The following is a 13152-nucleotide window of genomic DNA, read 5'->3' as shown; positions in this document are numbered from 1 at the left end:
ATTTCTATAGCCTTATGTGACTAGACTATCATACTCAATGATTGTGAAAGATAAAGGAATTCCTATTTTGCTGCTAATTCTTCAATCACTTCTGCCAATATTGCAATGGCCTTTTCTAGTTGTTCTTGAGGAATATTAAGAGCTGGCAAAAGGCGTACTTTATTTTTCGCAGATAAGCATACAACGCCCTTTTCAAGACATTTAGCGATAACAGCTTTAGCATCTACTGTGGTCTCAATACCGAGCATAAGCCCCATACCACTAACGCCAATAATACCAGGCTTACCAGCTAATGTAGATTTTACGTATTCCCCTTTTGCTTTTACAGAGTCAAGGAATTCAGGCGTTAACCGGCTAATGATGGTATTACCTGCCGCTGCACAGATAGGATTGCCCCCAAAAGTAGTAGCATGGGCACCAGCATTTAAGACGTATTGCATCTTTTCGTTGAATAATGTAGCCCCCATTGGTAAGCCGCCTGCTAAACCTTTTGCCGTAGATACTACATCTGGTTCGATGCCAAATTGTTGGTATGCATATAGACTGCCCGTACGACCATTACCAGTTTGTACTTCATCGATTAACACAAGTTGATCGTGTTCATGAGCATATTTAGTTACAGCTTGTACGAACTCTTTATCCAAAGGCATAACGCCACCTTCACCTTGAATAGGCTCCATCATGATGGCACAAACAGTTGGGTTTGCCAATACTTTTAAAGCCGCATCAATATCATTGGCTGGCGTATGAATAAAACCTTCTGTAAATGGGAAGAAATGTTGATGGAATACATCTTGTCCTGTAGCAGACAAGGTAGTGATAGTACGGCCATGGAAACTGTTTACTAAGGTAACGATGACATGACGACCTTCGCCGTATTTGTCATGGCTATATTTACGAGCTGCCTTGATGGCACATTCATTAGACTCTGCACCAGAGTTGGAGAAGAATACCTTTTTCATTCCTGTTTTAGCACACAGTTGTTTTGCCAATTCAATTTGTGGCAAGGAATAGTACAAATTAGAAATATGATTCAATGCATGAGATTGCTTTGTTACAGCTTCAGTCCACTGGTCATCATCTACACCAAAAGCCGTCACACCAATGCCAGAGCCAAGGTCGATGTATTCCTTACCATTTACATCCCATAAAAGAGAACCTTTACCTTTTTCAAAACATACATTAAACCGGCCATACGTATTGGCTATATATTCTTTATCTTGCTTTTCAAAATCCATTGTATTACTCATTATATCCTCCAAACGTACGGCCTTGCCGTCGTCTATCTATATGAAAGGTAATCCGATGATTACCAAAATTATATCTACTATTTATGCTACAAACATAGTACCAAGACCTTCATCTGTCAATAGTTCGATAAGAATGGCATGTGGAATTTCACCGTTGATGATGAATACCTTCTGTGCCCCTGCATCGATAGCCTCTAAGCAGCAATCCACCTTTGGAATCATGCCTCCTGCAATAATTCCATCAGCTTTTAATTGCTCTGCCTCTGCCACTGTAATTTTTGAAATTAAAGACTCTGGATCATGCACATCTTTCAGTACACCATCAATGTTAGTCATGGCAACCATGGTTTCTGCCTTGAGGGCACCTGCAATTTTCGCAGCCACCGTGTCAGCATTAATATTATAGGTCTTACCATCGGCCCCCATGCCAATTGACGAGATAACAGGAATATAGCCACGACTAATGACATCGTGAATAATGCTCGTATCAATAGTATCTACAGAACCGACGTAACCAAGTTCTTCGTTTTGTTTATGAACTTGAATCATATTACCATCTACGCCACAAAGACCTATGGCTTTACCACCAAGATCGGTCAGATCTGCTACGAGACCTTTATTAACCTTACCAGCTAGCACCATTTGCACTACGTCCATCGTCGCTTCATCGGTAACGCGTAAACCATTAGCAAAGTGTGACTCAATTTTCATGGCCTCTAAGGTGCTATTAATGGCAGGGCCGCCGCCATGAACGAGCACAACTTTTACGCCGACTAACTGAAGTAATAGTAAATCCTTCATAACAGATTTTTTTAATTCTTCATCAATCATGGCATTGCCGCCGTATTTAACGACAACGTATTGATCTGTATACTGTTTAATATATGGAACGGCCGCCGTTAGTATCTGTGCCCGCATTGCATTTGATACATTTTTCATAGTATTACCTCTATCCCAAAGCTAATCCAGTCTCTTCTGGTAATCCTAGTGCAATATTCATGCATTGAACGGCTGCACCAGATGCACCTTTGCCTAAATTATCGAATATGGCATGAACCATAATGCGTTCATCGTTACCTGTTACATAAATTTTCATGCTATCTGTATTGCTTAACTGATTGGCATTTAACATACCAGTATTACTAATATCGGTAAATGGTGCCACTGTAATGATTGTACTCTCTTTGTAAAAGTCCTCTAATACGTGTTGCACTTTATCAATACTGATTGTCTTTTGACATAAGCGACTGTGAATGCCAACCGTTACTTCCATACCAGAATAATAATCATCGACGATAGGCATAAAAATAGGTGCTTCACTGAGGCCACATACGTGTTGAACCTCTGGTAAATGTTTATGTTGTTGACCAAGCCCATATTGACGTGGGGCGTAAAGGAAATAATCTTTAGGGTCATTTTCATATTGCCCTATCATTTTCTTTCCACCACCGCTATAGCCTGTTAAAGATGTGATAGTGAAAGGATAGTCCACTGGTACGAGCCCTGCTTTTACAAGGGGGGCAATACAAGCAATCATACCGCTCGCATGACAACCAGGGTTTGCAATATGTTTCTTACTAGCGATGGCTGTTTTATACTCCGTACCGAGTTCTGGGAAACCATATGCCCAATCTTCAGCAGTTCTAAATGCAGTAGATGTATCAATTACCTTACAAGGTAATTCCCCAATAGCAGCCATGATTTCTTTAGATGCCGCATCAGGCAAGCAGAGAAATACAATATCTGCTGCTTTAGCTACCTCTTTAATAGCCTCCACATTTTTACGATCCTCATCAGCAGTGGCAAGTAACGCTATATCTTTTCTATCGGATAACCGTTCATGTATTCTTAGCCCTGTTGTTCCTTCATGACCAACAATAAATACTTTATAGGGTGTCATAGTAAACCTCAATTCTCACCTCTTGGTGACTCACACCTATCTAGGTAGCCTTACAGCCATTATAGATAGGAAACAAACTATACACTTCATCACCATTAGGGAGATGAAATTATTTCATTGGATAATCGCTAAATGTAGCAACCATAACGGCCTTAATCGTATGGAGACGGTTTTCGGCTTCTTGGAACGCTAAGGAGTTTGGACCTTCGAAGACATCTTCAGTCACCTCAATACCATTCATACCAAACCGTTCAAAAATATCTTTACCAACTTGTGTTTCTGTATTGTGGAACGCTGGCAAGCAGTGGCAGAACTTTGTATTTGGATTACCAGTTAATGCCATCATTTCAGCATTGACTTGGAATGGTTTAAAGGTGTTGATACGTTCTTCCCACATATCGTACGTATCCCCCATAGTTACCCATACACCTGTGTAGATAACATCTAAGCCTTTAACACCTTCCGCTACATCGTCTGTACATGTAATCGTAGCACCAGTTTCTTTAGCCACTTTCAAACATTCTTCATAGAATGGACCAGCTGGCCAATATTGTTTAGGACCAATAAGTCTAAAATCCATGCCCATTTTAACAGCACCACTCATCAATGCGTTACACATATTAGATTGACCGTGCCCCACATAAGCGAAGGAAATTTCATTCAATGGTTTGTCGATATTCTCTTGTATAGTCAAGAAATTAGCTAATGTTTGTGTAGGATGATCCATGTCAGTAAGACCATTCCAGATTGGAACACCAGAATATTCTGCCAACGTATCTACATCCTCTTGGTCAAAGCCTCTAAACTCGATAGCATCATACATGGAGCCAAGAACACGAGCCGTATCCTTCAAGGATTCTTTCTTATTCATTTGAGAACCTGTCGGTCCAAGATAGGTTGTAAAAGCACCTTGGTCAGCAGCACCAACTTCAAAGGCACACCGTGTCCGTGTCGAATCTTTTTCAAAAATAAGAACGAAGTTTTTACCTTCCAATGTTTTGATTTCTTTACCTGCTTTTTTATCTGCTTTTAATTGTGCTGCTAAATCCAAGAAGTATTTAATTTCTTCTGGTGTATATTGAAGCATTGTTTTAAAGGATTTATGTTGTAAACTTTTCATGATAACCTCTTATATTCAAACTACTTGTTTAACTATTTTTCTTGTAATAATTCAGCCGCTAATGCTGCCATCATAGTAATGCCTGGTTCTAAAATACTTTCATCAATAGTAAAGCATGCATTATGTAAAGCAGGATTCCCCTCAAAGCCTGTACCTAACCAAAGGAAGGCTCCTTTGATTTTTTGAAGGTATGCGGAGAAGTCCTCTGCTGCCATAGATGGAAACTCTGGATGTACGACCGCCTCTTTGCCAAGGTATTTTTCTACGATGGATGTAGCATAATCAATCGCCTCTGGATGATTAATAGTCGCACCATGACCACGTTTATACTCTAAGGTGCTTTGGGTTTTAAACATCACATCAAGCGCCTGTAAGCTTTCACCTAATCGACGCTCAATATAATCTCGTTTTTCTGGTTCGTAAGTTCGGCACGTACCTTCTAAGTACACATCACCACAGCCTACATTGTAACGGTCACCACCATTGATGACACCGATAGTACACACTAAGTTCTCCATTGGATTTGTTTCACGAGCCACCATGGACTCCACATTAACAATCCAGTTTGCTGCTGCTACAATTGCGTCTACCCCATTATGAGGTTCCGCACCATGAGTAGCTTTTCCTTTAATGTGTACGAGGAAATGATCCGATGCAGCCATCAAATTACCTTTTTTTAAGCCTACAGTGCCAACTGGTAATTGAGGCCACACATGAAGGCCATATATTTCATCTACATCATCAAGTATACCGCTATCTACGATACCTTGGGCACCTGGGAATAAAGCCTCCTCTTCAGAAGGTTGAAATACGAGCTTTACAGTGCCGTGCAATTGGTCCTTAATGGATTGTAAAATTGCACCTGCACCAAGTAAAATTGCTATATGACTATCATGACCACAAGCATGCATAACACCTTCATTTTGGGAAGCAAATGGTAACTCTGTCTCCTCATGAATGGGTAATGCATCTATATCAGCACGCAATGCAATAACTGGACCTGGATGAGATCCTTCGATTTTGCCGATCACCGCATAATCAGAAACATCATTTACAAAAGGGATCCCTAGTTCACCAAGAACCTTTTGAATAAATAAAGATGTATGTTTCTCTTCACCAGATAACTCTGGATGGCTATGAATATATCGACGCCATTCCACAACTTGTTCTTTATATTGTGAGGCGTATTGTTTAATTAAGTCTTGTAATGTATTCATTACCTTATCTCCTTTATACACTTATGTATTTTTTATACATATTTTGTGTATTTTTATAACCCATATACGTATTATAATACTATTGTTCACAATATACAAGTTTTATACTTAATCTCTGTATTTTTATTTGTTATATCATACATTTATTTTAGTCATAGATTAGCACACTTAACGTTAATTAAATCTTTTATTAGATAACTTCCAATAAAACCGACTACTATTGCTCTAATAGTAATCTAGTATAAAAATAAAAAGACACCTTCCCAAAAAGATGTCTTTTCATCATATTATCTTATATATTCTTATACTCTTATTTTTCAATGACTGATTCATCGAGCTGTGTTCCGTCGGGTAAGAATGCTTTTACGATTAATTTATTTGGTGTAACGGTCATCGTCATATAGTTATTCTTGTCTCGATCTGGTGCAACATATACATCTAAAGGATGTTCTTTCCAATTAGGGCGACGAGCATCTCCAGCTATACCTGTAAGAATATATAAGGGTCCTGACACATCGCGCTCAAAATTGCGTACATGACCGCGATTCCGATAAGAATGTAAGTGAGCAGACAGCACTAAATCCACATTAAACTCATCAAAAATAGGCATAAACAATACACCTTCTTCATTGAAACCAACATCACGACTTGCTCCAGGGCGATTGAAGGCATATTGGAATGGATCTCGATGCATTAAGACTACAGTCCATTTTTTCGTATTCGCTGCTAAATCTTGGCGTAACCATTGAACCTGTACATCGTATAAATCAGGATGATGTGTATCATGATTGTCCTCATGATTACTTTCATATAACATCGTATCTAATACAACATAATGTACATCGCCGAAGTCAAAGGAATAATAACGGCGATTAAAGGTTTCATTTCCATTAGGTGGTACTGCGAAGTAATTCAAATACGCATAAGGCTCGCGCATTTTCCAATCTAATGTATACATCTCATGATTGCCTAACGTAGTTGCTAGCGGCACATTGGCACTTAACGGTTTAATGGAATTAAGCCATGTACGCCATTGATAGGCCTGCTCTCCATTATCTACGAGGTCCCCCATACTAATATACAGAGCGGTCCTAGGGTTACGTAGTGCTGAGCTCTTTACAATCTCTTCCCACTGAGAATAATCCGCCGACTGAGAATCTGGATAGATGAGCACATCATATACATTCCCCCCAGCTGTTTCTAGTGAGTACCAATCACTACGACGATCCATACCGTAACCAACGCGATATTCATATTTAGTATTAGGTGCCAAACCTGTCAATGTGGCCTCATGAATATAGGTAGTACTGCCATCATCGGTAAAAGCCTTGTCTGTGGCGCCTATCGTTTGAGTATGTTCATCTCCTACCAGACGATACTCTATTACCGCATCAGCTTCGCTACTATCTGATTGCCACATTATGGTACGGCTTGTGCTATTATCTTGAGCTACGATTTGTCGAATATAACGGCTTTCAGAATCAAGAAGTGGTTTGATCTCTTGACCACTCACAACAGCTGCAATCCGAGCAATTCGACTGTATATAGTATCTTTATATACATAGCCACCTACAGCAGCACTAACTATGGTAACAATAGCTAGTAGGGATATCATTAAAAATTTTTTGTTCATATAATTCCTTTATTAATTAAACTTTTTTACTAACATTTCATATGAACATATTATAAAACTTAAACATAAATTTAAGTCAATTTATCCGCTATTTATGGTTAGGCATTAAATATACTTATAATAAAAGGAGGTTAGACCTCCTTTTATTTTTCGTAATATTATTTCATTTGTGTATAGCCATTAACAATGACTTCGATTTCACCCGTTCTAGGGTGGAAAATAAGACCATGAATAGGCACATCTTTAGGAATCAAAGGATTCATGCGCAACTCTTCGACTGTATCCTCTACATTTTCAGCAGGATGTGTAAAGCCATCAGCCCAATGTTCCATTTCTTTTCGTACCATGTGAATTGCTTCAGGCGCAATACCACGAGCTAACATTTTTTCTGTTAAATCTTTGGCTGTAGTTTTTGCCATACCACATTCATGGTGACCAATGATAAAGATTTCATTTACACCTAGCTCAAAAATACATATCAGTAAGCTACGCACGATGCCGTCAAAAGGACCAGTAACACAGTTACCTGCAGTTTTAACAATCTTCGCTTCACCGCGGCCAATATCCATGGACTCCTCTAAAAAGTTTACGAGGCGCGTGTCCATACATGTAACGATAGCCATTTCGCGGCTTGGCATTTTACTACTTTTAGTATCAGTTTCAACGTAACCAGTATTTTGATCTTCTACATACTCTCTATTATGGGCCAAAATATCATCTAATAAACTCATAGTACCTCCTACCTTGGCACACAACCAAGGTCTTCATATCAATAATATTTGATATAAATATTATATCATATCCAGATGTACACAGTCTAAACTATTACCATTTCTTTACTAAAGATATATTATGAATGGACTTAAGTTAGATGTAAAACATCTCTTATTTATCAGGTGTAGATAATGCCTCGATTGCCACGCTACCACCGCGTACAACTTCAATGCGGTTCACGAACATATCTTTAAATAAGGCAATCATGTCATTATTTTTAGATACGGTCTTTACACATTGTACCAGTACAGACTTACGGTTATAGTCCACCACTAAGAGATCAAAGGTCTGAGCAATGCGGAAGATTTCTTGTTTATCCGCTTCCTTACAGCTATTAACCTTGATGAATAGTAATTCTTTTTTCGTAATCGCCATATCCGTAAAGTCAATAACCTTAATGACTTCAACACTGCGGTTCAATTGTTTAATAATTTGTTCATACGTCAAATCATCGCAAGTAAGATCAATGGTCATACGAGACATAGTAGGGTCTTCTGTTTCCCCTACCGTCAATGTATCTAAATTATAGTTTTTACCAGCAAAGAGGCCTGAAATTTTAGCCAATACACCGATTTGGTTTTCTACATACGCTGAAATGCAGCGCTTTTTCATATGTACTTCCATAGCCCCTCCTATTTTTTATCCTTTAATAACATATCGCTTAACGATTTACCTGCTGGTACCATTGGCAATACATTGAGCTCTGTAGGAATGATGAACTCTAGTAAGGTCGGACCACTTTTGAAAGTATCCGCCAATTGGAACCCTTTTTCAATATCCTCAACTTTAGTAATACGCATTGCCTTAGCACCATAAGCCTCTGCCAATTTCACGAAGTCTGGCACATATTCAAACTCATCATTGTCAATCATATCGCGTGTAACAATAGAGCTTTCATCCATCATCAAATTCGTACAAGCATAGCGTTTATCGTAGAATAATTGTTGCCATTGACGTACATTACCGAGAAAGCCATTGTTTAAAACGATTAGCGTCACAGGTAAACGGTAATGCATAGCGGTAGCAAACTCTTGAATATTCATTTGCACCCCACCATCACCACAGATGGCAAATACACGTTTATCGGAATTTCCGATTTGAGCACCTAAGGCAGCAGGGAAGCCATAGCCCATAGTACCAAGGCCACCAGAGGTCAGCATTTGATGTTGTCCTTGTACCTCCAAGAACTGAGTAGTCCATAGTTGGTTTTGACCTACGTCGGTAGTAACGATTGGGCGGTCATAGTGATTATTGATGTAATCAATTACTGTTTGAGGTGTTAAACCTTCTTCATCAGCTTGCGTTACAGGACGTTCTGCTTTAAGCTGTTGCAATTGTTTAGGCCACTCACCAAGATCATGAGGCTCAATATACTCTAACAGTTTTTCGATAGCCAGTTTAGCATCCGCTACAATAGGAATATCTACTTTTATATTTTTAGAAATAGACGCTGCATCTACATCAATATGGATAATCTTGCAATTTTGTGCAAAGGTACTCAACTTACCTGTAATGCGGTCATTGAAGCGTGTACCAATGGAAATCATTACATCACAATCAGTGAGTGCCACATTGGGAGCATAGCCACCGTGAATACCGATATTACCAAGGTATAAAGGATGACGACTATCGATGGCACCTTTCCCCATCAACGTAGTTACAACAGGAATTCCCGTTTTTTCTACAAGCTCCATCATAAGCTGATTGGCACCACTAATGCTGACGCCACCACCTAATAGGAACAGTGGTCGTTTAGCCTTAGAAATGATGGAGCAAGCCTTTTTAACTTGCCCTACGTGAACAGCCATATTCGGTTTATAACCGCGAATATTGACCTCTGTAGGATATTCATCAGAACCCATAGCCTTTTGAATATTTTTAGGAACATCTACTACTACAGGACCTGGACGACCTGTACGAGCAATATAGAAAGCTTCTTTTAAAATGCGTCCTAGGTCTTTACGATCACGCACAGTAACAGCATATTTACAAATATTGCGGACGATACCAACGGTATCCACCTCTTGGAAGGCATCATTGCCCATAAGACCTAAGTCTACTTGACCAGTAATACAAACGAGGGGCACACTATCTGCATAAGCAGTAGCAATACCTGTTACAAGATTGGTAGCACCAGGTCCAGAGGTTACCATACAGACCCCTACTTTACCTGTGCTACGAGCATAACCATCAGCCGCATGCGCTAATGCTTGCTCGTGGCGAGGCAAAATAACCTTTACCTGATCTTGTTTATATAATTCATCCATAATATCGATAGTAGCAGCCCCAGGATAGTTAAATAAGATTTCTACCTGCTCCTCTTGAAGGGCTTTCACCAAATACTGCGCGCCTGAAATCATAGGTGTCTCCTTATCTATGTAATACATGCATATTGCATTCTCAATATTCTCATTATATATATCCAAAAAATTGAATATCTTATATAGATATGCTATACTCAACAGTGTACCATATGTTGTGGTACATGAGTATGTATAAAATCTCAAATTATATAAGTATGTGTTGATTCTGTCTGGAAAGGACTGTGTAACATGAAAGAAATCTTAGGTTTCCACTTAAACGGTTGCCCTTACTGCGCAAACGCATTCCGCGCTATCAATGAACTCGTTGCAGAAAACCCAGCATACGCAGATATTCATATTAACTGGGTTGAAGATCAAGACGCTCATGAGTTATTCAAAACTCACCCATATGAATACTATCCAAACTTGTGGTTCGACCTCGATAAACAATACGAGGCTCAACCTGGTGAAAGCTATGAACAAACAAAAGCTTTAATCAAAGCTGTATTGGACAAAGCAATCGCGTAACATAGTATTACATAAAAATGTGATGAAACCATTAAGAAAGAGGCTAGCATATGCTAGCCTCTTTTTTTATCTTTCCATTCAAGATACATATGTTTAATTACTTGGATTGGTGATACAAATAACATTCTAGGCCCACCATATCGCATGATTTCACGTATCTTTTCACGATACGTTGGTTCATAGCAATGTGTTTTACATACGCTACAAAAGGTTTTACTTTCCATATGTGGACAGGCATCAATGCGATGCTCAGCATAATGCCAAACCTCTTGGCACTCCTCACATAGTTCACCTTTAGGCGTATGGTGTTTATCACGACAATAGATGCCAATAATTTGGTACATAGTTTTCAGTTCTAACTTACGTTTTTCATCAACTGTCATGTTAATCTCCTATTTCACAGACCAAGAAACCCAAGCTACCTTATCAACGGTCTTATTATGAATTTCACCATTGATAGCTAGTGGCTCGAGGAGGTTTCTAATTTCTTCTTTCATATCTTCCATCGCGCCCCAACTATTATTATGAAGTCGCATAGTAAAGTAATTAACAGCCTTCTCAAGAGACATAACCTCAGTTTCAGTAACTGTTTTATACGTTACTTTCACATTATGTCCCATCTCATGGATAGCATCTAAGCACTCTTTCATCTTGCCATCCCAAGGGAATGAATCGCGACCAAAGAAATGTTCAGATAGCATATCTACCATTTCATCACTGCGTTCGCTAAATGCAATCCACAAGCATTTATCATGACTTGCTTCGTGCATAGCACGAATATTTTCTACATCAAACATGATGGGACAGAAAATGCTATAAGCCAAGTCGAAACTCTTATCCCAACCGAGTTCGCGACGTGTTTCATCAGACCAAGGTCCGATATATAAGTTCAGATCAAGCCCTTCCGACTCTGCTAATTGTTTAGCACCACGAATCATACCATCTGATAAATCGATACCAGTTGCACGATAGCCTTCACGGGCTAACCCTAGTGCATAGTCACAAACGCCACAGCCCACATCTAGAGTACGACCACCGTCTGCAGGCAATAAATTTTCATCCTTTAAAAATGCTAAAAATTCAGTTACTTGTGCTTTCCGATCTTCTCGATTGTGCATTTCTACAAAGTATTCAGAACGGTGATTCCACGCATCTTGCTCATCACGCCAAGCTTCGTTGACGGTAAGCTCTTGTATTTTATTTGTCATATTATCCTCTCTAATTAGCTACATACAACTATGTACGAGCTATAGATATATAAGTTATAAGTAATTTCACTTTGTTAAATGTACTCTGTCATTTAACGCACCCCTATATGCCTAGTGTTCCATCTAGGATGTTCAGATTTTCATATAGCTATTTTATTGTACATCATTCTCAAAATAAAATGTGTTACTCAAATCACATTTATTATACTATCTCAATATTATCAAATATATATGTTCACATAATGACTATATAAGATGCTATGTTCAAACACAAAAAACTCCACTCTATTGAGTGGAGTCTTTTATCTCTCATTTTGCAAATAGCGTTATATACTATCTGCTCATATACATCTATTGAGTATATGATTATTTCTCTTCTTTTTTCTCTACTGGGGTAGAAGCCGCTTCTGTTTTAGGGGCTTCTGTTTCAGTTTTCTCTTTAGTGGTTACACTCTCATTATTAGCAGCTTCACGCTCTTGTCTAATACGTTCCTCTCTCTTAGCTTGTGCCTCTTTTTCTCTCTTTTCAAAGGACTCGCTAACCTTTTCAGTAGTTTCTTTTAATTTATCGCGACCTTTCAATGCAAGCTCTTTAATCGCTTCTGGATTAGCACCGCTGAACTCAGCCAATGCACCTTCGTTATTTGGATCAAAGAATGGAGCTTGTTTAAAACCTAATAAGGATGCTACAAATACCATTGGAATTTGTGCGATTGCACTGTTGTATTGCTTAACTGCATAGTTGTAGATTTCACGTTTATTGGAAATAAATGTTTCGTTTTCGCTAATGGCTTCTAAGAATTTACCATATTGAGTATTGGCTTTCAAATCAGGGAATTGATTTGCTAATGCTGTAATATTTTGTACAGCTTTAGATGTTTCACGAGCCATTTCTACAAAGTTATCAGAAACTTTCAACTGAATTAATTTTTCATAATCACCATACTCATTTACAAGACCTGTAAATTGGTTTACGATAGCAACCTTTTTCTCGTAGGCAACGATAATATTAGCACGTGCTTCTTTAATCTCTACAGTTAAATTTTGCAATAAATTGTATTGCTTAATAAAGAAGTAAATCAAGAATACAATTAAGAAAAATATTAGTGTTGAAAGCATAGAACCCTCTCTCCATTTCTACGACAAATAACAATGCAAATTTGAGAATATTATACCATACCCAATATATAAGGAATGTGAAATTTCATTCATGAAGCAT

General features: G+C 38.6%; 13 protein-coding genes. 1 reads left to right on the top strand and 12 read right to left on the bottom strand.

Annotation, left to right across the window (positions count from 1 at the left end):
• Positions 1-62 precede the first annotated feature (62 nt).
• The 9 genes from RWZ05_RS07775 to ilvB form a co-directional block, all read right to left on the bottom strand.
• Positions 63-1250, bottom strand: coding sequence for an aspartate aminotransferase family protein (locus RWZ05_RS07775; protein ID WP_314643445.1), 1188 nt, complete (start codon positions 1248-1250; stop codon positions 63-65).
• 81 nt (positions 1251-1331) lie between these two features.
• On the bottom strand, positions 1332-2189 hold the full coding sequence (argB, locus tag RWZ05_RS07770) for an acetylglutamate kinase (RefSeq protein ID WP_314643443.1): 858 nt from the start codon (positions 2187-2189) through the stop codon (positions 1332-1334).
• A gap of 10 nt (positions 2190-2199) precedes the next feature.
• Positions 2200-3150 carry an N-acetyl-gamma-glutamyl-phosphate reductase gene (argC, locus tag RWZ05_RS07765; RefSeq protein ID WP_314643442.1) on the bottom strand — a complete coding sequence of 317 codons (951 nt, stop codon included), beginning with the start codon at positions 3148-3150 and terminating at the stop codon, positions 2200-2202.
• A 109-nt stretch (positions 3151-3259) separates the two neighbouring features.
• On the bottom strand, positions 3260-4270 hold the full coding sequence (argF, locus tag RWZ05_RS07760) for an ornithine carbamoyltransferase (RefSeq protein WP_399554359.1): 1011 nt from the start codon (positions 4268-4270) through the stop codon (positions 3260-3262).
• A 32-nt stretch (positions 4271-4302) separates the two neighbouring features.
• Positions 4303-5487 carry a M20 family metallopeptidase gene (locus RWZ05_RS07755; RefSeq protein WP_314643440.1) on the bottom strand — a complete coding sequence of 395 codons (1185 nt, stop codon included), beginning with the start codon at positions 5485-5487 and terminating at the stop codon, positions 4303-4305.
• A gap of 310 nt (positions 5488-5797) precedes the next feature.
• Positions 5798-7102 carry a purple acid phosphatase family protein gene (locus RWZ05_RS07750; RefSeq protein ID WP_399554361.1) on the bottom strand — a complete coding sequence of 435 codons (1305 nt, stop codon included), beginning with the start codon at positions 7100-7102 and terminating at the stop codon, positions 5798-5800.
• A 176-nt stretch (positions 7103-7278) separates the two neighbouring features.
• On the bottom strand, positions 7279-7851 hold the full coding sequence (locus tag RWZ05_RS07745; RefSeq protein ID WP_314643438.1) for a carbonic anhydrase: 573 nt from the start codon (positions 7849-7851) through the stop codon (positions 7279-7281).
• A gap of 154 nt (positions 7852-8005) precedes the next feature.
• The gene (gene ilvN / locus RWZ05_RS07740) at positions 8006-8518 is read right to left on the bottom strand and encodes an acetolactate synthase small subunit (RefSeq protein ID WP_314643436.1); all 513 of its coding nucleotides are present in this window, start codon (positions 8516-8518) and stop codon (positions 8006-8008) included.
• An 8-nt stretch (positions 8519-8526) separates the two neighbouring features.
• Complete coding sequence (gene ilvB / locus RWZ05_RS07735) at positions 8527-10254, bottom strand: biosynthetic-type acetolactate synthase large subunit (RefSeq protein WP_314643434.1); 1728 nt, start codon at positions 10252-10254, stop codon at positions 8527-8529.
• A gap of 192 nt (positions 10255-10446) precedes the next feature.
• Here ilvB and RWZ05_RS07730 point away from each other — a divergent pair, with 192 nt between their 5' ends.
• Positions 10447-10725, top strand: coding sequence for a glutaredoxin (locus tag RWZ05_RS07730; RefSeq protein ID WP_314643433.1), 279 nt, complete (start codon positions 10447-10449; stop codon positions 10723-10725).
• A 53-nt stretch (positions 10726-10778) separates the two neighbouring features.
• Here RWZ05_RS07730 and RWZ05_RS07725 read toward each other — a convergent pair whose 3' ends face one another.
• From RWZ05_RS07725 to RWZ05_RS07715, 3 genes are all read right to left on the bottom strand, one after another.
• Positions 10779-11108 (bottom strand): nitrous oxide-stimulated promoter family protein, encoded by a 330-nt coding sequence (locus RWZ05_RS07725; RefSeq protein ID WP_314643431.1) that lies wholly within the window; start codon positions 11106-11108, stop codon positions 10779-10781.
• A gap of 9 nt (positions 11109-11117) precedes the next feature.
• Positions 11118-11933, bottom strand: a complete 816-nt coding sequence (locus RWZ05_RS07720) for a class I SAM-dependent methyltransferase (protein ID WP_314643429.1) — start codon at positions 11931-11933, stop codon at positions 11118-11120.
• A gap of 366 nt (positions 11934-12299) precedes the next feature.
• Positions 12300-13052, bottom strand: coding sequence for a LemA family protein (locus tag RWZ05_RS07715; protein ID WP_314643427.1), 753 nt, complete (start codon positions 13050-13052; stop codon positions 12300-12302).
• Between the last annotated feature and the right edge of the window lie 100 nt (positions 13053-13152).

This window comes from uncultured Veillonella sp. (assembly GCF_963543145.1).
In the GTDB taxonomy this organism is placed as follows: Bacteria; Bacillota; Negativicutes; order Veillonellales; family Veillonellaceae; genus Veillonella.
The sequence above is the reverse complement of the archived record's forward strand: the minus strand, read 5'-3'. Positions and strand labels throughout refer to the sequence as shown.

What these genes read in the sequence shown, in the direction of transcription:
- ilvN (WP_314643436.1), bottom strand. Translation starts at nt 8,518, where the DNA reads ATGGAAGTACATATGAAAAAGCGCTGCATTTCAGCGTATGTAGAAAAC.
- RWZ05_RS07720 (WP_314643429.1), bottom strand. Translation starts at nt 11,933, where the DNA reads ATGACAAATAAAATACAAGAGCTTACCGTCAACGAAGCTTGGCGTGAT.
- RWZ05_RS07755 (WP_314643440.1), bottom strand. Translation starts at nt 5,487, where the DNA reads ATGAATACATTACAAGACTTAATTAAACAATACGCCTCACAATATAAA.
- RWZ05_RS07730 (WP_314643433.1), top strand. Translation starts at nt 10,447, where the DNA reads ATGAAAGAAATCTTAGGTTTCCACTTAAACGGTTGCCCTTACTGCGCA.
- argF (WP_399554359.1), bottom strand. Translation starts at nt 4,270, where the DNA reads ATGAAAAGTTTACAACATAAATCCTTTAAAACAATGCTTCAATATACA.
- RWZ05_RS07725 (WP_314643431.1), bottom strand. Translation starts at nt 11,108, where the DNA reads ATGACAGTTGATGAAAAACGTAAGTTAGAACTGAAAACTATGTACCAA.
- ilvB (WP_314643434.1), bottom strand. Translation starts at nt 10,254, where the DNA reads ATGATTTCAGGCGCGCAGTATTTGGTGAAAGCCCTTCAAGAGGAGCAG.
- argC (WP_314643442.1), bottom strand. Translation starts at nt 3,150, where the DNA reads ATGACACCCTATAAAGTATTTATTGTTGGTCATGAAGGAACAACAGGG.
- argB (WP_314643443.1), bottom strand. Translation starts at nt 2,189, where the DNA reads ATGAAAAATGTATCAAATGCAATGCGGGCACAGATACTAACGGCGGCC.
- RWZ05_RS07775 (WP_314643445.1), bottom strand. Translation starts at nt 1,250, where the DNA reads ATGAGTAATACAATGGATTTTGAAAAGCAAGATAAAGAATATATAGCC.
- RWZ05_RS07750 (WP_399554361.1), bottom strand. Translation starts at nt 7,102, where the DNA reads ATGATATCCCTACTAGCTATTGTTACCATAGTTAGTGCTGCTGTAGGT.
- RWZ05_RS07745 (WP_314643438.1), bottom strand. Translation starts at nt 7,851, where the DNA reads ATGAGTTTATTAGATGATATTTTGGCCCATAATAGAGAGTATGTAGAA.
- RWZ05_RS07715 (WP_314643427.1), bottom strand. Translation starts at nt 13,052, where the DNA reads ATGCTTTCAACACTAATATTTTTCTTAATTGTATTCTTGATTTACTTC.